The following is a 21,534-nucleotide window of genomic DNA, read 5'->3' as shown; positions in this document are numbered from 1 at the left end:
TCAAAAATTTGCATAAGAGATGCCAGCGAAAATGGGTAGCATATTTAATATATTCGGTCCATCACCAATTAGACCAATAGAACAACACATGCGTAAAGTACATCAATGTGCCAAACAGCTCTACCCATTTTTTGAAGCCGCACTAAAAAAAGATTGGGTTACAGCCAATAAGATAGCAGATAAAATCATTTCTTTAAAAAAAGAAGCTGATTTAATCAAGCGTGATCTTCGTCTTCATTTGCCAACGGGGCTTTTTTTACCTGTTTCCCGCACCGATTTGTTAGAGGTGCTTAGTGCTCAAAATCGAATTGCAAAAAAAACTAAAAATATCGCAAAGCTTATCTTAAGTAGGCAAATGATCATACCCGAATCGCTGGTACCTGTTTTTATGCCTTTCTTAAGCCGTTGTTTGGATGCCTCTAAGCAGGCATGTAAAGCCATTAATGAATTAGATGAGTTGCTTGAAGCAGGTTTCAGAGGATCTGAAGTTAAAATTGTTGAAGAAATGATCTTAACTCTTTATGAAATTGAGCACGACAGTGATGATCGTCTAGCAGATATACGCCATCGGATCTTTGAAATCGAGAAAGATTTATCTGCAATTGATGCAATTTTCCTCTACGAATTAGTCCAGTGGATTGATGATTTAGCCGATAATGCGCAGCATGTAGGTAGTCGTCTTCAAATTTTAATAGCTCGGTAGTCAAATTCTATGGATTTTTCAATTTTATATCTTCTTTTAGCTGTCGTTTTGTGCTTTCTAATGACTTGGGGTGTGGGTGCTAATGATTTAGCCAATGTCATGAGCACTACCATGGGATCAAAAGCAGTAACGGTCAAACAAGCAATGTTAATAGCCATAGTGTTTGAATTTGCAGGCGCATTTCTAGGTGGGACAGGTGTTACAGAAACAATGCGTGATGGCATTATTAATTCCAGTGAACTTTCTGGGCAGCCTTTAATTCTTATTGAAGGAATGCTGGGCGTATTATTGGCTTGTACTATTTGGATGAATCTCGCGAGTTACCTCGGTGTCCCTGTTTCTATTACGAATGCCTTAGTTGGATCTATGGTTGGCTTTGGTACTATTGTATTGGGTCCTCAGGCCATCCATTGGAATCAAGTAAGCCGTATTGCCATAAGCTGGATTACCTCGCCAATGATTTCTGGTATTACTGCCTTTATGCTATTTACCAGCATCCAACAAACTATTTTTGTAAAAAGTAATCCCTTAATTAAAGCTAAGTTATATATACCCATATACCTTTTCCTTATTGGGTCAATTTTATCTTTTATCACGGTATTTAAAGGTTTAAATCATTTTCATATTCATTTAAATTTCAAACAAAATTTAGCAGTGACTCTCGCAACAAGTATTATTATCACCATTATTGGTATGGTTATTATAAAACGAATTCCTGAGCACCCCAGGATCAGAAGAAGAGAACGTTTTATTCAGGTTGAAAAATATTTTGCAGTACTGATGGCGATGACTGCCTGTGCCATGGCATTTGCACATGGTTCCAATGATGTTGCCTTAGCAGTTGGACCATTATCCATTATTCATAGTCTTGTAATGAATTCGCATCAAACTTTTAATGCAAACAATTACCCAGCCTGGATCATATTATTAGGATGTTTTGGTGTAGTCACTGGCCTGCTTATGTACGGCAGAAAAGTAATTGAAACAGTAGGAAGCGCCATTACCGCCTTGACTCCCAGCCGAGCATTTGCCGCAACATTGTCTGCTGCAACAACTGTAGTTGTCGCTACCAGTACTGGTATTCCCGTCTCTGCAACCCAAACATTAGTTGGAGCGGTTCTTGGAGTTGGTTTGGCCCGAGGTATCGGTGCTTTAAACCTGATTGTCATCCGGAATATTTTTATGTCCTGGGTACTGACCTTACCTGCAGCATCTATTTTAACTATTTTGGCATACAAATTATTGCATGCTTTCATAGGTTAATTATTTCTACATATATGGGTTTATTTGAGCATGCTACAAGTGGGCACGTAAAATAAATCCACTGGGACAGAAACCCCGACGCCTCGACCTAAAAAACAGAGTGCGTTTGGGTAAAGCGATTTTTAAATAATCTTTTAAAACGAGTTTTGAAATTCAAGGCAACAACCCCAGGATCTGTCAGGGCAGTTACTCTTTTTGTGCCCACACCCTATGCAGTAAAAAATCAACAACCCTGTACGCATTCGGCAGGAGCGATCTGGATTAATTTTTGTAATGTCCTGAATTCATGCTTGTTGATAGAGTAAAAGTAAAATTAAAACTCTTCCCAAATTTCATTATTTTCGTTTTGATAATCTTTATAATCACGCATCAGAAAAATACGCTTGTGCTTGTTAATTTCTTTAATTTGAGATGCGGATTTATTATGGGTTGCATCAAATTCAAACATAAATTTATCATAAGGGCTGACATAAGCTTTATCGATATCGTCTGAGTTCATAACCTATCCAAAAAACTATAATTTAAACCCAGTATTCTATAGCTTTTTTATCTCAGTTACCATTATTCTATTATTTAAAGAGATTAAGGGGCGGAAAATGAGTTTGAAAAAAGCAGAGTTGCATGTCCATTTGGAGGGAACCATTACTCCTGAGTTAGCTGCAAAGCTTGCCGCGCGCAACAAATTAGTACTACCAGATGGACTGGTAGCTTCAGATGGCAAAAGCTATATATCTAAAAACTTTCTCGATTTTTTAAAAGTCTATGATACGCTTGCAGCAGTGATTAGAAAACCTGAAGATTACTATGACATCACCTTTGATTATTTAAAATCTAGAGCCCAGGAAGACGCAATATATGTTGAAATGATGTATTCACCAGACCATGCGGAACTGTCTAGTAAAATACCTTCAGCAGAACATTTGGCAGCAATCCAACAAGCAATTGATGATGTCAAAGATCAATACAATATTGTAGGACGTATTTTGATTACTGCAGTCCGACACTTTGGGGTCGAGGCAGTGGAAAAGGTTGCGCAGCAAGCTCATAATGATAGATTTCCATGCGTTACTGGGTTTGGACTGGGTGGGGATGAAGCAAAATATCCTCCTAAATTATTTAGTAAAGCTTACCATATTGCTGCTGATGCAGGACTGAAATGTACCGTACATGCAGGTGAATTTGCTCCTGCAAGTGGCATGATCGAGGCAATAGAGAATCTTCCAATTCAACGTATTGGACACGGAGTCAATGCTATTTATTCTAAAGAAACCAGGGATTTGGTCAAAGAAAGAGGAATCGCTTTAGAGATTTGTCCTACAAGTAATATTTTTTTAGGCCTTTTTAAAGACATGAACGAACATCCTTTGCCTAAATTTTTTGAAGAAGGAATCAAAATAAGCATCAACTCGGATGACCCTCCATTTATGAGCACTACCTTGGAACAAGAATATCAACGCGTTCAAAAAGCTTATAATTATACAAATGATACCATGAACCAAATTACCCGTATGGCCCTAGAAGCCGCATTTATAGATGAAAAGACCAGGACGGAACTTTTAGCTAGGATTTAGTTAGAGTGGAGGCGGGAATACCATTTGAAAGGAAAAGAAAGTACATTAATTAGAACAAAATTTCCGGACAAACGTAGATTCGCTGCCTCACTCTTAAAAATTATTCATTTCGATTTAGCTCACCTAATAATTGCTCAATATAGCGTCTGCAAGTTAAAGGTTTGTGCAAAAAATTGATGATCCTTCGGGTGCCTCCTGTACCAGTAATAGATACAGTCCCATAACTTAACATGCTTCCTAATATGGACTGACGGATGTCAATTGCTTCAATCTTACTCAATGGAATGTCTATAGTTTGTCTTACAATCACTCCAGTACGGATAATCACGTGGTTTTTCTTAATAGTCACAGAAGAAAAATAATAGGTCATCCAGGTCATGCCAATCCAAAATAAAGATAAAGCAGCCAAGCCATAGCCAATTTTTTCCAAGATATCATATTCAGCATAGGAGACAAGGGCTAAAGCTGCGCATAAAGCCACTACCGGCCAAAAAAATATTATCCAGTGCATGCGAGTAAAAAAAATAACATTAGTATCATATGGCTTCTCAAACATTGATTCACCTTAATCCGGGAAGAGTTTACAAAGAATTATGATATTGCATTTAAGTTAAATTTGCTATTCTCTAGTGGTTTCGACGTATATACTAATACCATCCATTTTTTTATTCTGAACCCTAAATGCGCTCGATTAGTCGTTGTCTCAATAAACAACTTGCTGAAATATGTTTACGCTCCGTTCAATTAGAAGAGCTTGCCAATAAAATAAAACTCATATTGCCTGAATCTTTGGCTAATGCCTGCAATGTAGGAAGTTTTAATAAAGGATGTTTGCTGCTCACAACTACTGATGCCGCTTGGGCATCACAGCTTCGATACGCTATTCCTGAGCTGCGCGACACATTGCGAAAAGAAGCAGGCATGTACAGTCTGACCTCAATCAAAGTTGCTGTAGTTGAACCAACTACCCCTAATAAAACATTAATGTTTCACAAAAACCAATTATCTGAAAAAACCAAAGCGATGATTATCAGTGAGAGTCAACTTTGCACTTATGAACCATTGCAAAGAGCACTCATGCATTTGGCAGACGGCAAAACAGAACCCAAAGAAATTTAACTGATTTCAATCTCAATTTTACCTGCAGCACAATGGATTCAAATGGAGTCCATCAATGCTGTGGCAAAGCGACGAGTTATCCATTCTGAACCGAGATAAGTAAAGCAATCCTGTAAGAAATCAGAAATCTCATCCTCTTCCATCACATGTTCCTGTCCGGGGGGTTCAATATCATGATGGACATACGTATTAAAATACTGGTTTGAAAAATAAATATAATCTCGAGTGTGCAAAATAAATGTATGCCATAATTGATCAAGGATCAGCAAAGGACCAAAAAGATAAGTTTTCTTTCCGTTTTGGTCTCTTTGAACCTTTAACCAAATCCACGCCAACAAATCTGTAAATAGGGTTTGTACTTCTTGTTCAGATAACTCGGGGTTGTGATGACAAAAATATTCTACTACTTTTTTATTTTTATACTCGAGTACAGCAGATAAATAGCTCATCCGCAACAAGCTTTTTGTGCGTCTGTTTTTTGAATGAGCAAGCGGATGATTCGACAGATCATTTCTTCTTTAGACATTATTATCTCCATCATTGAATTGTAAATTATAAACAAACAATGCAGAAAGTCTAACCAATGTTCATTACTGAAGCAATTCAATTATTTTATTTTTTTTGTCTTGTGCCTCAAATAAACAATTAAATTAATCCAAAATGAACAATTTCATTACCAGATGATACAACGTTTTTTATTGACCATAGGGCTATTGTCAGGAATACGGAATGCTTCCTGAAATTGAGGAATGTTGGCTAAACTTCCGTTCACCCTATATTGTGCAGGAGGATGAGGATCGGTCGTTACCTGGTTACGAAGTTGTTGTGGACGGATGTTTGTAGCCCAAACATGAGCTGTTGCTATAAAAAATTGTTGATCTGGTGTTAAGCCATTAATGGTAGGCGCATTTTTGTAGGCGTCGGACTTACGAAATGCTCTATAGGCTAGTGTTATCCCTCCTAAATCGGCAGCAGCTTCTCCAACCACCAGTTTTCCTTGTACATGTAAATTATCTTCAACAGTATATTGAGAAAATTGATCCACAATACACTGGGTCGCTGCCTTAAATTTTTCTAAATCGCTCTTTGTCCACCAATTCTTTAGATTACCATGACCATCAAATTGCGAACCTTGATCATCAAATCCATGGGTCATCTCATGTCCCATGACAAACCCAATCGCACCATAATTTAAAGCAGCAGGTGCATTAGGATCAAAAAATGGCGGCTGAAGAATCCCTGCAGGAATATTTAAATTATTCATGGAAGGATCATAATAGGCATTAATTGTTTGTGGCGCCATAACCCATTCGGTTCTATCTATGGGTTTACCAATTTTGTTTAAATCTCGTTTTGTTAGAAATTCATTCGCTCGTATTACATTAAGGACATATGGTCCTCGATTAATAACTAACTTAGAGTAATCTCTCCACTTAGAAGGATAGCCTACCCTCTCTTCCATCATATCAAGTTTGTTCAGTGCTGCCTGACGCGTCGCAGGAGTCATCCAGGATAAAGTATGGATGTCTTCTTTTAAAACTTTACGAATATTTTTGAGTATATCCAAAGCTTGTTTTTTATCTTCTGGTGAAAAATATCGTTCTACATACATTTTCCCAATAGCAAATCCCAAGGCACTATTTTCAGTGCTCACCACTCTTTTCCAGCGGGGTAATATTTTTTCCGCTCCAGTCAGAATGGATACCATTTTAAAATTTTGCTCAACGAATGGTTTAGATAAATAGGAAGCGAAGGCATCAATTAAATGCCAACGTAAGTATGTTTTCCAGTCCTCTAAAGAAACGGCTTTTAATTGTTGGTTCATATCTTTAAAAAACTCAGGCATCGCAAGATTAATACTTTTAATTTGCGTTTGTCCCATTTCTGAAAAATAATCCGACCAAGAAAAGTTTGGTGTAATTTGGGAAAGCTGTGACCTATCCATAATATGATATACGGCATGAGGATCTCGCTGCTCTATTTGCGACATAGAGGACTTGGCCATTTGCGTTTCTATTTTCATCACGGTATTGGCTTCAGCTGCAGCTTTATCTGGAGCATCGCCCAATAATTCAAACATTTTCGTTATATGTTGAATATAGGCCTCGCGAATTTGTTTAAATTTCGGATCATCTTTTAAATAATAGTCTCGGTCAGGCAGGCCTAAACCGCCTTGCATTGCAGCAGCAATCATATCTTTACTATTTTTAAAATCTTGCATGCTTCCAAAATTAAAAAAAACATCCACTCCGATTTGATGTAAATGTGCGATTTCTTTTTGTAATTCTGCTAAATTATTTAAATGATTAATTCTATCGAATTCGGGTTGTAAGGGTTTAATGCCTAATTGATTGATGCTATTTTCATCCATACCACTAAAATAGAAATCCCCTACCTTTTGCTCAATACTTCCAGGTTTTACATGAGTATCTTTGGAGGCGTTAATTAACATTTGATGAATGATATCTTGAGATTTTTCATTGAGAAGGTTAAAGGTACCCCAACTTGAATATTCTGGGGGGATTGGATTATTTTTTTGCCAGTTGCCCACTGCATAGAGATAAAAATTCTGGCTTGGTGAAATATTGGTATCGAACCAATCCATATGGAGTGTTTTTTCATCGGTATTTTTTTGTGCTTCCGAACCGCTGGAATGAAGTGAGAAACTGCACAATAAAGCAAAAGCAAAAAGGCCTACTTTAAATTTCATGCCACAACTCTCCTTTGCCAATATTTGTTGTTGATGAATCAAAATAAAGCGTAGCAGATGAAAATAAAATCCCAATCCTAAGCAGAAAATGCTCTATATTTTTTATTTCTGATAATTTCTACGCTTCAATAGGATAAAATTCGGTATGCATTTTAGGGAGATATTCTTCTGTATCAAAATAAGTATATTCCCAGGCATCTTGTCTTGCCATTAGTTCACGTAATAATCTGTTATTCAGTTCATGACCTGATTTATATCCTTCGAATGCGCCAATCAAGCTTGAACCCAATAAATAGAGATCCCCAATAGCATCCAATACTTTATGAGAAACAAATTCAGATTCAAAACGAAGTCCATCTTCATTAAGAACCCGGTAATCATCAACGACTATTGCATTATCCAAACTGCCGCCTTTAGCTAAATCACATTCTCTTAACTTTTCGTAATCTGAAAGAAAGCCAAAAGTACGGGCACGGCACACTTGTTTCACATAAGAAGTTGTAGAAAAGTCAAAACTTACAATTTGGGGTTTGTCATTAAAGGCAGGATGATCAAAATCAATAGTAAAACTAATTTTGTAACCATTATATGGATAAAATTGCACAAACTTACCATTGTCTTCTACACGAATGGGTTTTAGTATGCGTATGTATCTTTTCGGCGCGTTTTGCTCACGTATACCTGCTGATTGAATAAGAAAAACGAAAGGTGCTGCACTACCATCCATAATGGGCAACTCTGGTCCGTTCACATCAATATAGGCATTATCAATCCCTAAGCCTGCTAAAGCGGAGAGTAAATGCTCTACTGTTGCAATTTTAACTGAACCACGATGTAATGTAGTACAGAGCATTGTATCACCTACATTTTCATAGGATGCAGGGATTTCTACTACGGGTGAAAGATCTACCCTTCTAAAAACTATACCTGTATTAACAGGAGCTGGTCTCAAGGTTAAAAGCACTTTTTCACCGGAATGCAATCCTACACCAGTTGCCTGGATCACCTTTTTAGGAGTTCGTTGTTTTGTCATTCAGTGCTCACCTTGTTCCTCATATTATCATTTTTTTTAAATTTTTACTTTGCACGCAAAACTTCGTGATCGTAACAATATTTTAATCTTTAGTCTAATAATTTTTATAGCAGAGCTTTAAATTCCCCTTCATCCACACTGAAGCAGAGGAAGGGATCAAGGATTATGCTTCTTCTTGTCGACGTAAAAAAGCAGGTATATCTAGATAGTCCACATCAGGAACACTGTCGCTATTTTGCTTCATCGAAGAGGATAAATTGGATTGAGCTTGCTTACGTACTACTGCAGGTCTCTCTAATTGTTGGTAATCTAAAGAGCCATCGCTACGTGTCGTCTCCATTAAACGTGCACGGTAACCTTGTTGTGGCTGTGCTTGCTGATGTCTCTGTCTTCCATCACCAAGACCTGTCACAATGACTGTGACCCGCATTTCATCAGTCATTTCTGGGTCAATTACTGTTCCTACAACAACAGTCGCATCATCAGAAATAAACTCTTTGACCACATCACCTACCTCTTCAAACTCGCCGATTGACATATCAAGGCCAGCAGTAATATTAACGAGGATTCCACGGGCACCTGAAAAATTCACATCCTCCAATAAAGGAGAGGCAATGGCTGCTTCAGCAGCTTGACGCGCTCTTTGCTCTCCTACAGCACTTCCTGTACCCATCATGGCCATACCCATCTCCGACATGACGGTACGTACGTCTGCAAAGTCCACATTGATTAATCCAGGACGTGTGATTAAATCAGATATCCCTTTGACTGCACCGAGTAGCACATTATTCGCAGCTTTGAAAGCATTAAGAAGGCTGATATTTTTTCCTAAAACGCTCAGGAGCTTGTTGTTAGGAATTGTAATTAAAGAATCGACATGTTCTGCCAGGCGGCGAATTCCATCTTCAGCTGCTAAAGCCCGCTGTTTCCCTTCAAACGAGAAAGGCTTAGTCACAACAGCCACAGTTAAAATACCTAGTTCTTTAGCAATTTCGGCAAAAACAGGAGCAGCACCAGTTCCTGTTCCACCTCCCATCCCAGCGGTAATGAATACCATGTCGGCACCGCTTAATATTTCTCTAATATGATCCCTGTCTTCTTCTGCTGCTTCACGTCCAATTTGAGGGTTGGCACCAGCGCCTAAGCCTTTTGTTAGTTCATCACCCAATTGGATATGAATTTTGGCATTGGAGCCTCTTAATGCTTGTGCATCCGTATTCGCACAAATAAATTCAACTCCGTCAATATTTTCCGCCACCATATGTTCGACGGCATTACCGCCGCCGCCGCCAACACCGACTACTTTAATTACCGCACTATTATTACTTTGATGTTGGCCTTCCATTAATTCAAACATAACCCTGCTCCCCTCACATGTTTATTCTTTTTATTAATCCGGCTGTTTTCAATTCATTAAATTAGTTACTGCCGTTTTTTAAACTCTTTAAAAATTACCTTGAAACCATTTTTTCATTCGTACCCATATGCTTTGAGTATTGTCATTCAATGCAGGTACGCTGTAGTTTGATTCATATTGTTGCTGGTACCCTTGTAACAGCAATCCTACCCCTGTTGCAAAGGAAGGATTTTCTGTTGCCTCAGCCAGCCCAGATACTTGATGAGCGCACCCTTTCCTGACTGGCATTTCAAAGCAAAGTTCTGCAAGTTCAATACCGCCTCTTACATTGGCAGCACCGCCTGTCAGAACAATACCCGCAGCCATTCTATCTTCAAAGCCGCTACGGCGTAATTCATTTCGCACCAAGGTGAATAACTCTTCATAACGAGCCGCTACGACATCGGATAAAGCTTTGGCTGATATTTTTCTTCCTGGTCGATCATTCACGCTGGTTACTTCCAACATCTGATCTGAATTAGCTAATTCGGTCAGTGCAACTGCATGATTTAATTTAATTGATTCTGCTGCTTTTGTAGGAGTCCGTAAAGCCATAGCAATATCATTAGTGACTTGATCGCCAGCAATAGGGATTACTGCAGTATGTTGAATGGCGCCCCCACAAAAGATGGCGATATCAGTGGTACCACCACCAATATCAATGAGGCATACACCCAAGTCTTTCTCATCTTCAGTTAAAACAGCATGACTTGAAGCAAGTTGTTCCAAAATAATATCGTTTACGTCCAAACCGCAACGGCGCACGCATTTTACAATATTTTGCGCTGCGCTAACTGAGCCGGTGACTATATGGACACGGGATTCTAGCCGTACTCCCGACATTCCTATAGGCTCGCGGATACTGCCTTGTTGATCAATAATAAACTCTTGAGGTAAAACATGGAGAATTTTTTGATCTGCCGGAATTGCGACAGCTTTCGCGGCGTCAATCACACGCTCCACATCGGCTTGCGATACTTCCTTATCCCGGATGGCGACAATACCATGTGAGTTTAAGCTACGAATATGGCTGCCGGCGATTCCTGCATAAACAGTTCTTACTTCACACCCCGCCATAAGCTCAGCTTCTTGAACAGCACGCTGGATGGAGTTCACTGTGGCTTCAATATCTACAACAACGCCGCGTTTCAAACCACGAGAAGGGTGACGTCCAATTCCAATAATTTCTATCGCACCATCGGAAGTGATTTCTCCAATTAAGGCGATCACTTTAGAAGTTCCTATATCTAATCCAGTGATAATATCTTTTTCTATTTTTTTTGCCATTATTGTTCCGTTTGTTGTTTCCACTGCACCGCCATACCCCTTGGATATCGAAGGTCCACGCTAGACAATTGCTCTATTTTTTCAGCAAATACTGCAGGATAAGCCTTACAAAAACGCAGTAATCGTTCTTCTAAATCTTTCTTTCCTAAATAAATTTTTATGCCATCTCTTAAAATCAATACCCAGGATTGGTTATCACTGAGATGGAGCCCTTTTGCATTTAAACTATATATTGACAATATCTTACTCAATTTTTCATAAACTTGTAAGACTTCTGCTTGTTGAGATGCAGGTCCTTTTAAGTGGGGTAAATTAAAACCTTCAGGTACAGCCCCTTCATTAAATAACCTGCCCTCTTCATCCATCAGCGCATTGTCCCAAATCGCAATTGGTTTTTTTTCTACTAACCTTATTTTTAAGGTATCTGGCCAAACTCGCTCGACAGTAGCGGTATCAATCCAGCTCATCTCATTCAATTCATTTTGTAATGCTCTTACCGATAAAGAAAAAAAGCTATTACTTAAATATTTTTCTAAAATTTTTTCCAGTTCTTTATGCGATACATGCTGGTAATTTGCAGCGACTTTAATGGTAGTGACTGGAAACCGTTCTGCATCAGATAAATAATAATAGCCTATCCGACAAGCTAAGAATATGGCACTCAAGCTTAATATCAATAACCAAAATATATACCGTAAACTTCCAGAGCCAACATCCCTATTTTTATTCATGGCGCTCACAGATAATTGGTTACTAAATGTTGTCGGCAATTCTGATGTACCATTGCAATACGAATTAACTCATCCAATAAATCAGGATAGGATAAACCAGTCGCTTGCCATAATTTAGGATACATACTAATTGAAGTAAAACCCGGTAAGGTATTCACTTCATTAAAGTAAATTGTTTCAGTTTTGTCATTAACAAAAAAATCAACGCGCGCCATCCCCTTACATTTTAGGCGGATAAAAATATCTGCAGCAGCCTTTTTTAATTGCTCATATAATGTTGCACTTAAAACTGCGGGAATGATTAAATCAGTTTGTCCGCTTTCCAAGTACTTTGCCGAATAAGAATAAAAACCATCGGGATGATTAACACATATTTCACCAGCAATACTGACTCTAGGTTCTTCCCCTGGTGTTGCACCCTCTAATACTGATAATTCAATTTCCCGCCCAGCAATAAAGGACTCAATTAAAATCTCTTCATCATAGCGCAATGCATCATTCACTGCGATTAACAATTCGCTCATATTTTTGGCTTTATGAATGCCTACGCTAGAACCCATGGCGCAAGGTTTAACGAATAAAGGCCAGCCAAACTCTTCAGCAACTTCTTGACAAAAATGCTGTCTGTCGGTTGCCGGGGTATGCCATGACAAGAGCTTATAATTTGCTGATTTTAAACCGTCAATACAAACAATGCGTCTGGCCATGTCTTTATCCATGCCGATGGATGAAGAAAGTACATCACAACCAACATAAGCCACGCCGGATAACTCAAGCATACCTTGTAAGCATCCATCCTCATATAGCGGTCCATGTACTACTGGAAAAACCACATCGGCATCAACACAAAAGCCTCCATGACTCATTAAACTAGGTATTGATTTGGAGTGCTCAGTGATTACTGGAAGTTTTTCTTTATAGTTTACTAAATGCTGATATTGGTGAAGATGGAACAATCCTTCTTTATCCATGGCAATAGGAATAATGTTATATTTCTCAGCATCCAAATGGGCAAGAACTGATGCAGCTGAAATTAAAGAGATTTCATGTTCACCTGATTTTCCACCATAAAGCAGAACTAGATTGAGAAGCTTGGACATTAGTGGTCTCCGATAATATGAACTTCGCGCATCAACTCAATTGTTGTCTGCTCACGAACTTTAGTTTGTACTAAATGAATTAATGCCTCAATATCGGCAGCACTCGCTGCCCCATGATGATTAATTATAAAATTGGCATGCTTCGGAGAAACCACTGCTCCTCCTATGTTGAAACCCTTTAGTCCACAAGACTCAATAAGACGGGCAGCAAAATTTCCCGGAGGGTTTCGAAATACAGAACCACAATTGAATTCATTCGTCGGCTGAGTATTTGCCCGATGAGCCAATAAATCTTTTATTTTCTGTAATGAAGTTTCTTTTTCTCCAGGATTTAGCTTAAATGTAGCTGAAATAAACCATTCATCAACAGGTCCCACAACATGGCGATAGGCCACCTCATATTCTTCAGGCTTACGAATTTTTATTTCGCCACTTCGTGTCATGGTCTGCAGCTCAACGACAAATTGCCAAGTTTCACCGCCATGACAACCGGCATTCATTCGTAATGCTCCTCCCATGGTTCCAGGTATCCCTGCCCAAAATTCTCCACCTGATAAATCATGGCGAGCACAGAAACGAGCCATACTTGCACAAGATACCCCGGCATCCACTTTGACAGTATGCGGATCTAGGAGCTCCATTTCTTTAAGGCATCCTTGGGTCACAATTACTGTTCCTGAAAATCCGCTGTCGCGAATTAAAGAATTGGAACCTAATCCAAGCCATAGCAATGGCTCTGCTGCGGGAAGCGTCCGAAGAAATAAAGACAAATCTGTAATACTTTTAGGTTTGTATAGCTTGGCTGCGGGTCCACCAACACGCCAGGTCGTATACTCAGCCAAAGGCTCATTATAAAGTAAGTTGCCTTGAATTTCGGTCACAGGACTACAATTATTGTCAGTTGGACTCATTTTGTTCTCACGATTCTTTCATTAGGTTCACAGCAATTTGACCAATACTTCCAGCCCCTTGCATCAGAATTACATCCCCATCTTTGACTAATTGATTTAGATTGGATTTAAGCGATATTTCATTTACAAGAGTTACTTTTTTATCTTTGCCTCTAATTTTCTGTGCCAGGCTTTCGCTGGACACCCCAGGAATTTCTGGTTCACCGGCAGAATAAATATCGAATAAGAACAATTCATCCGCAAGACTTAATACATTCACAAATTGCTCATGCAAAGATTGAGTCCGGGTATAGCGGTGCGGTTGAAATACATGTACGAGACGTTTGTTCGGCCAAACGTGACGAAAAGCATCTATTGTGGATAGAATTTCCTGAGGATGATGACCGTAATCATCGACAATTAGTGCTGAACCATTTTCAAACTTTTTCTCACCCAACATTTGAAAGCGGCGCCCTACTCCTTGGAATTTTGCTAAAGCACGAATAATTGATGCATCATCCACGCCTAATTGAGTGGCAATAGCAATGGATGCTAATGCATTTAATACATTATGACGACCTGGATATTGAAATTGAATGTTTAATTGAGAATAAGGGACTGGCCGCACCACTGTAAACTCACTCACTAGTTCGTTTTGTTTCCAGTTTATTGCCCGGTAATGCGCTTCTTCTGTAAATCCATAGGTCAAAGTAGGCCGTTCAATGGCGGGCAGAATTTTGCGAACCTCTGGATCATCAATGCATACTACTGCTAAACCATAAAAGGGCAAATGATGTAAGAACTCGAGAAAAGTCGTTCTTAATTTTTCAAAATTATTCTCATATGTATCCATGTGGTCTGCATCAATATTGGTCACTATAGCCATCATGGGCTTTAAAAATAAAAATGACGCATCGCTTTCATCGGCTTCTACTACAAAATAGGGAGATTGCCCCAATTGAGCATTAACCCCTAAGCTGTTTAACTTTCCACCAATAACAAAACTTGGATCCAATCCACCTTCCGCCAATAGGCTACTTACCAAACTGGTTGTTGTCGTTTTGCCATGGGTTCCGGCTACGGCAATACCATGACGAAAGCGCATCAGCTCAGCAAGCATGGCTGCCCGTGGGATTACTGGAATCATTTGCTCACGCGCCGCCACAATTTCAGGATTATTCATCCCTACAGCGGAAGAGCGAACCACTACATCGGCACCTTTTATATGTTCCGCTTTATGCCCTAAATAAACAGGAATTCCTAAAGATTTTAACCTTTGAACTGTACTGCCTTCACCTACATCAGAGCCGGTAATACGATATCCTTGATAATGTAATACTTCAGCGATACCACACATCCCTACGCCACCAATTCCAACAAAATGTATTTGTTCTACACAGCCCATCCTTGAAGAAATAAATTGTCCTGAATTACCCACAAAGCCCCCTTATGCTGACAATGGCCCCAATCCGAGAGCCTGCCAACGATTTTCATGATCAATGCGCAATAATAACGCAATTACAATACAATTGATAACCATACTTGCACCACCATAACTCATGAGTGGTAAAGTTAATCCCTTAGTCGGTAATAAACCCGAGTTCACTCCCATATTGATCGCTGCTTGGAACCCCAACCAACACGTCAGACCATAAGCTGTATAGGAAGCAAACAACCGCTCCTGTATATACGCATGGTATGCAATAATCAAACCCCTCATGATCAATATACTGTACAACGTCAGAACCATTAATATACCTATGAGCCCTAGTTCTTCAGCCAATACCGCAAATAAAAAGTCCGTATGTGCTTCAGGTAAATAAAGTAATTTCTGAATGCTTTCACCCAAGCCTGAACCAAACCATCCACCTCGTCCAAATGCGATCAGGGACTGTGTTAATTGATATCCGCTGTTATACTGATCTGCCCAAGGATCTAAAAATGCAGTAAGACGGGCAAGCCGATATGGAGAGGAAACAGCTAAACAAGCCAATGCGCCCATGACTACAATCATCAAGCCTATATAATAACGTAATTTCACACCGGCTAAAAATAGCATGGCCATAACGGTTCCTGAAATAACCACTGTAGCACCAAAATCGGGCTCTAGTAATAATAAGAAAGAAACTACTCCCAAAATCACCATAGGTTTAATGAATCCGAAAATACTATTTCCAACCGCCTCTTGTTGCCGCACTAAATAACCAGAAAGATAAAAAATCATGGTGAGCTTTGCGAGCTCAGATACTTGGACTCCTATTGGCCCTAATGCCAACCATCGGCGGCTTCCATTGACAATACGGCCTATTCCAGGAATTAAAACAATAAGTAACAGCACCAGACAAATTAGCAGCATGGGCATACTGACCCGTTCCCAAATGCTACTGTCAGTTCTGATTACTACAAGTGCAATCATCAAACCTGCAAATAAATAGCATGCTTGGCGAATTAAAAAATGAAAAGGTTGATGGAAATATTTGGTAGAAATCATCACCGAGCTTGAGGCAACCATCATTAGCCCGATAATGAGCAATCCAATGACGACACTAATTAACCACTTATCATAGAGTGAAATAGGTTTACTAACCGGTTTACCCCTTTGGTTCACATGTCTTGGCCGCATTAATCACAATCCATTGACTAAAGAAGCAAATGATTCGCCCCGATGGTTAAAATCACGGAACATATCTAAACTGGCACACGCAGGAGACAATAAAACAACATCGCCCGGTTTTGCTTGCGATTTAGCAACAGCTACTGCTTTATCCAATGAAGAAGCACGTGCTATGGGTACTACATTTGCTAAAGCAGCTTCTATTTTATCGGCATCCTCACCAAATAAAATAATTGATCTGACATAATCCGCTATAGGTTGAGCCAATTCACTAAAATCAGCACCCTTTCCTTGTCCACCTGCAATCAGTACAATTTTCCCTTGCATAGAACCTCCTATTCCATTAATAGCAGAGATGGTAGCCCCTATATTAGTCCCTTTAGAATCATTAATCCAATCAACTCCTCCAAGAGTTCTCACCCATTGACAACGATGGGGCAACCCCGCAAAGGATGTCAACACGTCTGTAATATATTGTTGTGATACGCCTGCAGCATCGGCTAATGCAGAAGCAGCAAGTGCATTAAGCCAATTATGTACTCCTTTTATCAATAGCGATTCTACAGGTAAAATACAATCACTACCCTTAGCCAAATATATCTTATTATCTTGAGTCTTCAAACCCCAATTATTGTTTACAGGGATATCGATACCAAAAGAAATAGAGCTTGTGCTTGAATTAGGGACAGTAAATGGGTCATCTCGATTAAATAGGGCGACTTGAGACTGATGATACACACGCTGTTTGGCTTGAATATAAGACTCCATAGTATGATGCCTGTCAAGATGATCAGGAGTCACATTGAGAATGGTTGCAGCAACAGGCGCTAAAGAATAAGTTAAATCCAATTGAAAACTTGATAACTCTAAAACCCACAAATCATATTGATGCCCATCATCTAGCATATCGAGAACTGGAGTACCTATATTCCCAGCTACAGCTACTTTATATCCTGCCTGCTTGGCCATTTCGCCTACTAAAGTAGTGACTGTGGATTTTCCATTGGTTCCAGTTATTGCAATTACGGGAGCATTAATTTCTCGAGCCAGGCACTCTATATCACCGTAAACCGCAATACCCATTTGCATGGCCGTTTTTAACAAAGGAGTGTCTAGGGGCAAACCCGGGCTTGCAACAATATCAGACAATTGAGTTAACACTTCATCAGGAAGATGCTGGGTATAAATGGGAATGCTTGGGAACTCTTTTTTAAATTCAGGAATGCTTGGTGCTTCTGACCGCGTATCGAAAGCGACAAAAGGTTTGTTTTTTCTTTGTAGATATCGGGCTACCGATAATCCAGTTTTACCCAACCCTGCAACTAAATACAAAGAAGAATCCATGAATGCACCTTTTATCGAAGTTTTAAAGTAGCCAATCCGCATAGCACAAAAACAACCGTAATAATCCAGAACCTAACGATTATTTTAGGCTCGGACCACCCTTTTAATTCAAAATGATGATGTAAGGGTGCCATTCGGAATAGGCGTTTCCCATGAGTATATTTAAAATAACCCACTTGTAAAATGACAGAAATAGTCTCAATTACAAATAAGCCACCCATCATTAATAACACCAATTCTTCCCTAATAATTACAGCCACAATTCCCAAGGCCGCACCTAGCGCGAGTGATCCCACATCACCCATAAATACTTGTGCAGGATAGCTATTGTACCAAAGAAAACCAAGCCCTGCGCCTACAATTGAAGCACAAAAAATAGTTAATTCACCTGTATTAGGAACATAAGGGATACCTAGGTAAGGAGCATAAACTGAATTGCTGGAAGCATAAGCGAAAATCCCTAATGCACCAGCAACCATAACAATAGGCATAATGGCTAAACCATCTAAACCATCAGTCAAATTCACTGCATTAGAACTTCCAACGATAACGAAATAGCCCAAGACAGGAAATAAAATACCTAAACCTATAGTAAGGGATTTAAAAAAGGGTACGGTTAATTGGGTATTTACAGGCAAAGTAGCATGCATATATAAATAAATCACAGCGATTATCGCGATAATTGATTGCCAAAAATATTTCCAACGTCCGGGCAACCCTTTACTGTTTTTTAATACCAATTTACGATAATCATCCACCCAACCCACTATTCCATTTGCAATAGTGACAAGAAGAACAATCCATAAACTGGATTGTTGCAGATCCCCCCAGAGTAAACAACTCACAGTAATTGCTAATAAAATTAAAACGCCACCCATAGTAGGTGTTCCAGCTTTGGATAAATGGGACTGTGGTCCATCATCACGTACCATTTGACCTATTTGTAAGTTTCTCAACCAACGTATCATCAAAGGACCACACAATAATCCCACAAGGAGGGCAGTCAAAGAAGCCAGAATGGATCGGAAAGTTAGGTATTGAAAAACTCTTAACGCATGGTATTGCCCTTGAAATAGCTGCGTTAGCCAATAGAGCATGATTCTTCCTCTTGTTAACCCCAATTCAAGACTATTTACAATTGACTATCTTGTTTGCAAGTACTTCATTTCATGCTCTGCTAACTGACAAGGAAATGTATGCGAGCATTTAAAAATCAAGGTCTTACAAACGTATCAAGTGAATTGTAAACAGTCCTATGGGTGTGTTAAATAACGCCCAACAGGGTGATGGGCCAAAAAAGCGGCCAAGCATACCATAAACCTGCATACCATTCAGCATCATACAAAAAAAATCTTTAGCTCTTATTTTTTGATTTACTCTTGTCGTTTCAGCAGGGTTTCTGGTGTTACGAACAATTTAAATCAGTTGATGGACAATTTTTTCCATTGCACTCGATCGGGACCCCTTCACCAAAACAACGGTATCGGGGGATAATTTTTCTATCAGGTTTTTCACCAGTAGCTCCTGGTTGGCAAAATGCTCACCACCCATACCAAATACTTCAGAAGCTAATTTGCTTTTGGCGCCACAGCTGAGTAGTTGATCAATCCCTAAACGACGAGCTGCCAATCCAACTTCTTGATGATGTTGCGTCGACCAAGTACCCAATTCTCCCATATCTCCGAAAACAAAGATTTTTATTCCGGGCCGTTCAGCCAACACTTCCAGGGCTGCGAGTACTGATCGTAAATTTGCATTATAAGTATCATCGATGATGATGGATTTATTTTTTCCTTCAAGGATAGATAATCGTCCTTTAACCCCACTAAACCCATTCAAACCCTGCTGAATTTCTTTTATAGAGATGCCTACCGCATGACAACACGCTGCAGCAGCCAAGGCATTGCGGACATTATGCAATCCAGGTACTTTCAGATGTATGTCTGTTCTTCCATTGGGTACAATTAGAGAAAACTGACCACAACCTAGTGAATCCATGATCACATCTTGTGCATAGATGTCTGCAGCATGATCCATTGAAAAACGAAGAACTTTTTTATCAACTAATATTTCATCCCAAAAATGTGCATACGCATCATCATCATTAACCACTGCAACACCAGCAAGAGATAACCCCTGGTGTATTTCTCCTTTAGCCCGGGCAACACCGTCTATAGACCCAAAACCCTCAACATGTGCGGGAGCAATATTATTAATCAGGGTCACATCAGGATGAACGATAGCAACGGTATGAGCAATTTCTCCAGGATGATTTGCCCCTAACTCAAAAACTGCATACCGGTGCTTGTTATTCAATTGTAAAACACTTAATGGAGCCCCAATATGGTTATTTAGATTTCCCCGTGTCGCATGCGAAGGAAAGGGTAAAATAGCGGCAATCATTTCTTTAGTTGAGGTTTTTCCATTGGATCCTGTCAATGCAATGACGGGACAATGGATATTCTGTCGGTGTGCGGCGGCTATTTTGGCCAATGCTTGTATGGGATCTGAAACAACAAACTGGGGTATCTCTACACCCTGTACGGCATGACTTACTACCGCAGCTACCGCGCCTCGCATTTCCGCTGCCTTGATAAAGTCATGACCATCAAAACGGTCACCCCGAATGGCTATAAATAAACTTCCTGCTTTTAATTCCCGACTATCAATACAGATATCGGTAAGTTCAGCATTAATGTGACAGGGTTGGGCTAACAATGCAGCAACAGTATTTAGGTTCATAGTATTAAGACATGGCCAAAAGTCTAGTGTACTAACAGTTGAACATAGAGTTCAAGTAGGTAATTGCAGTTAAAGGATACTTGACTCCCATCTATGCCTTTCAAATAAAAGCGGGATGGCGCATTTCAGGTTCTGAAAAGAAATTTGCCGCAATGCAAAGCAAAAGTGTAAACACTATTTGTTTCATGCAAATATTGCTTTGCAAAAGCAGCCGGTACTAGCTTATAGATTCCATGGTGGACTCAACACTTGCCTGGTTAATTTGTAACATACGATAATAACGTGCAATACGCTCTTGAGTCAGCGGCTTACGCTGGTCGTCCAGTAAGTGAGCATCCAATCCTTCACTTAATTGTTTGGCGGTCTCGAGCATCACAGAAAATCGTTCACAATCAATACCGGTATTTTTTGATGAGTGCATATAAAGGCAAAGTCCACGAACGCTAAAGCCGCCCATATTCTGCAAATCAAAAGTTCCTGTTGCCGTTGCAGCAGCCAAACTACACAAAACGGGACCTTGACCATTGGTAAATTGATGCCGATGAAATAAATTTCCTTCGCCGTAACGTAGGCCAGCAGCCAGAACAGTTTGTAGAAGCTCATACCCTGCAAACTGCCGATTTTGTTTTGCAAGCAAAAACATCATTAAAGTGACAGGTGTTTCTGATCTAGATTGACTTTCAACCTCTATTCCAGGTATTGGCTTTGATTCGTCCACCTTCACTTTAATCTCTTCATCTAAGGGAATCAGACGAGGTTCTGAGGGTTTAGTTGAAGGTTTTTTAAAAACTTGCAAGTCTTCATTCTTTTCTCTTGGATGTTCCATATCCGAGGCATTAATTTTACGAACAGCAATGATGTCATCCTGAAAATGTTGCGTATTTTCAGAACTTCTTTCTGGTGAACCCAGATTGGACTGATAACGTTCCGGGATTAAGCTCTGCCTTCTAGCTTTCATTAAGCGACCAATTGCTACGATAACACCGATTAACAACAGGACATTAAGAATTAAGCTCCAATTTGCCTGCATC

At 39.6% G+C, this 21,534-nt stretch carries 20 protein-coding genes; 4 read left to right on the top strand and 16 right to left on the bottom strand.

Features of this window, described 5'->3' with window-relative positions:
• The first annotated feature begins 31 nt into the window (after nt 1–31).
• Both BU07_RS0103035 and BU07_RS0103030 read left to right on the top strand, forming a co-directional pair.
• Entirely contained in the window at nt 32–703 is a 672-nt protein-coding gene (locus tag BU07_RS0103035; RefSeq protein WP_031563604.1) for a TIGR00153 family protein, read from the top strand.
• A gap of 9 nt (nt 704–712) precedes the next feature.
• A complete protein-coding gene (locus BU07_RS0103030) occupies nt 713–1,966 on the top strand; it encodes an inorganic phosphate transporter (protein ID WP_031563602.1) in 1,254 nt (417 codons plus the stop codon).
• A gap of 313 nt (nt 1,967–2,279) precedes the next feature.
• Here BU07_RS0103030 and BU07_RS0103025 read toward each other — a convergent pair whose 3' ends face one another.
• On the bottom strand, nt 2,280–2,465 hold the full coding sequence (locus tag BU07_RS0103025) for a CBU_0585 family protein (protein ID WP_031563600.1): 186 nt from the start codon (nt 2,463–2,465) through the stop codon (nt 2,280–2,282).
• A 97-nt stretch (nt 2,466–2,562) separates the two neighbouring features.
• On the opposite strand from BU07_RS0103025, the gene BU07_RS0103020 reads away from it, so the two are divergent.
• Nucleotides 2,563–3,537 (top strand): adenosine deaminase, encoded by a 975-nt coding sequence (locus BU07_RS0103020; protein ID WP_031563598.1) that lies wholly within the window; start codon nt 2,563–2,565, stop codon nt 3,535–3,537.
• Nucleotides 3,538–3,637: 100 nt separating this feature from the next.
• Here BU07_RS0103020 and BU07_RS0103015 read toward each other — a convergent pair whose 3' ends face one another.
• The gene (locus BU07_RS0103015; protein ID WP_031563596.1) at nt 3,638–4,093 is read right to left on the bottom strand and encodes a PH domain-containing protein; all 456 of its coding nucleotides are present in this window, start codon (nt 4,091–4,093) and stop codon (nt 3,638–3,640) included.
• 125 nt (nt 4,094–4,218) lie between these two features.
• Between BU07_RS0103015 and BU07_RS0103010 the strand changes: the two genes are divergently transcribed.
• Nucleotides 4,219–4,656, top strand: coding sequence for a DciA family protein (locus tag BU07_RS0103010; protein ID WP_031563593.1), 438 nt, complete (start codon nt 4,219–4,221; stop codon nt 4,654–4,656).
• Between the two features lie 38 nt (nt 4,657–4,694).
• Here the strand turns inward: BU07_RS0103010 and BU07_RS0103005 are convergent, their stop codons facing one another.
• The 14 genes from BU07_RS0103005 to BU07_RS0102935 all read right to left on the bottom strand — a co-directional run bounded on the left by BU07_RS0103005 (nt 4,695) and on the right by BU07_RS0102935 (nt 21,533).
• Nucleotides 4,695–5,105 (bottom strand): glycine-rich domain-containing protein, encoded by a 411-nt coding sequence (locus BU07_RS0103005; RefSeq protein ID WP_031563591.1) that lies wholly within the window; start codon nt 5,103–5,105, stop codon nt 4,695–4,697.
• Between the two features lie 224 nt (nt 5,106–5,329).
• Complete coding sequence (locus tag BU07_RS0102995; protein WP_031563589.1) at nt 5,330–7,366, bottom strand: M13 family metallopeptidase; 2,037 nt, start codon at nt 7,364–7,366, stop codon at nt 5,330–5,332.
• 118 nt (nt 7,367–7,484) lie between these two features.
• Nucleotides 7,485–8,399, bottom strand: a complete 915-nt coding sequence (gene lpxC / locus BU07_RS0102990; protein WP_031563586.1) for a UDP-3-O-acyl-N-acetylglucosamine deacetylase — start codon at nt 8,397–8,399, stop codon at nt 7,485–7,487.
• Between the two features lie 163 nt (nt 8,400–8,562).
• Nucleotides 8,563–9,756, bottom strand: coding sequence for a cell division protein FtsZ (ftsZ, locus tag BU07_RS0102985; RefSeq protein ID WP_031563585.1), 1,194 nt, complete (start codon nt 9,754–9,756; stop codon nt 8,563–8,565).
• Between the two features lie 87 nt (nt 9,757–9,843).
• Nucleotides 9,844–11,082 (bottom strand): cell division protein FtsA, encoded by a 1,239-nt coding sequence (ftsA, locus tag BU07_RS0102980; RefSeq protein ID WP_031563583.1) that lies wholly within the window; start codon nt 11,080–11,082, stop codon nt 9,844–9,846.
• A complete protein-coding gene (locus tag BU07_RS0102975; protein ID WP_031563580.1) occupies nt 11,082–11,813 on the bottom strand; it encodes a cell division protein FtsQ/DivIB in 732 nt (243 codons plus the stop codon). The genes ftsA and BU07_RS0102975 overlap by 1 nt, the downstream gene beginning before the upstream one ends.
• Nucleotides 11,814–11,818: 5 nt before the next feature.
• Entirely contained in the window at nt 11,819–12,913 is a 1,095-nt protein-coding gene (locus tag BU07_RS0102970; protein WP_031563577.1) for a D-alanine--D-alanine ligase family protein, read from the bottom strand.
• The gene (gene murB, locus BU07_RS0102965; protein WP_031563576.1) at nt 12,913–13,824 is read right to left on the bottom strand and encodes a UDP-N-acetylmuramate dehydrogenase; all 912 of its coding nucleotides are present in this window, start codon (nt 13,822–13,824) and stop codon (nt 12,913–12,915) included. Before murB ends, BU07_RS0102970 begins: the two co-directional genes overlap by 1 nt.
• Before the next feature lie 7 nt (nt 13,825–13,831).
• Nucleotides 13,832–15,241, bottom strand: a complete 1,410-nt coding sequence (gene murC, locus BU07_RS0102960) for a UDP-N-acetylmuramate--L-alanine ligase (protein WP_031563574.1) — start codon at nt 15,239–15,241, stop codon at nt 13,832–13,834.
• Nucleotides 15,242–15,250: 9 nt separating this feature from the next.
• Nucleotides 15,251–16,426, bottom strand: a complete 1,176-nt coding sequence (gene ftsW / locus BU07_RS0102955) for a putative lipid II flippase FtsW (RefSeq protein WP_031563572.1) — start codon at nt 16,424–16,426, stop codon at nt 15,251–15,253.
• 3 nt (nt 16,427–16,429) lie between these two features.
• Nucleotides 16,430–17,761 (bottom strand): UDP-N-acetylmuramoyl-L-alanine--D-glutamate ligase, encoded by a 1,332-nt coding sequence (murD, locus tag BU07_RS0102950; RefSeq protein ID WP_031563570.1) that lies wholly within the window; start codon nt 17,759–17,761, stop codon nt 16,430–16,432.
• Between the two features lie 11 nt (nt 17,762–17,772).
• Nucleotides 17,773–18,858 (bottom strand): phospho-N-acetylmuramoyl-pentapeptide-transferase, encoded by a 1,086-nt coding sequence (gene mraY / locus BU07_RS0102945; protein ID WP_031563568.1) that lies wholly within the window; start codon nt 18,856–18,858, stop codon nt 17,773–17,775.
• 319 nt (nt 18,859–19,177) lie between these two features.
• Nucleotides 19,178–20,503, bottom strand: coding sequence for a UDP-N-acetylmuramoyl-tripeptide--D-alanyl-D-alanine ligase (locus BU07_RS0102940; RefSeq protein ID WP_031563566.1), 1,326 nt, complete (start codon nt 20,501–20,503; stop codon nt 19,178–19,180).
• 217 nt (nt 20,504–20,720) lie between these two features.
• Nucleotides 20,721–21,533, bottom strand: a complete 813-nt coding sequence (locus tag BU07_RS0102935; protein WP_031563555.1) for a cell division protein ZipA C-terminal FtsZ-binding domain-containing protein — start codon at nt 21,531–21,533, stop codon at nt 20,721–20,723.
• Between the last annotated feature and the right edge of the window lies 1 nt (nt 21,534).

Origin of the sequence: Legionella wadsworthii DSM 21896 = ATCC 33877 (assembly GCF_000701265.1) — a bacterium.
In the GTDB taxonomy this organism is placed as follows: domain Bacteria; phylum Pseudomonadota; class Gammaproteobacteria; order Legionellales; family Legionellaceae; genus Legionella; species Legionella wadsworthii.
Note: the sequence above shows the minus strand (reverse complement) of the source record. Positions and strands in the feature narration are given on the sequence as shown.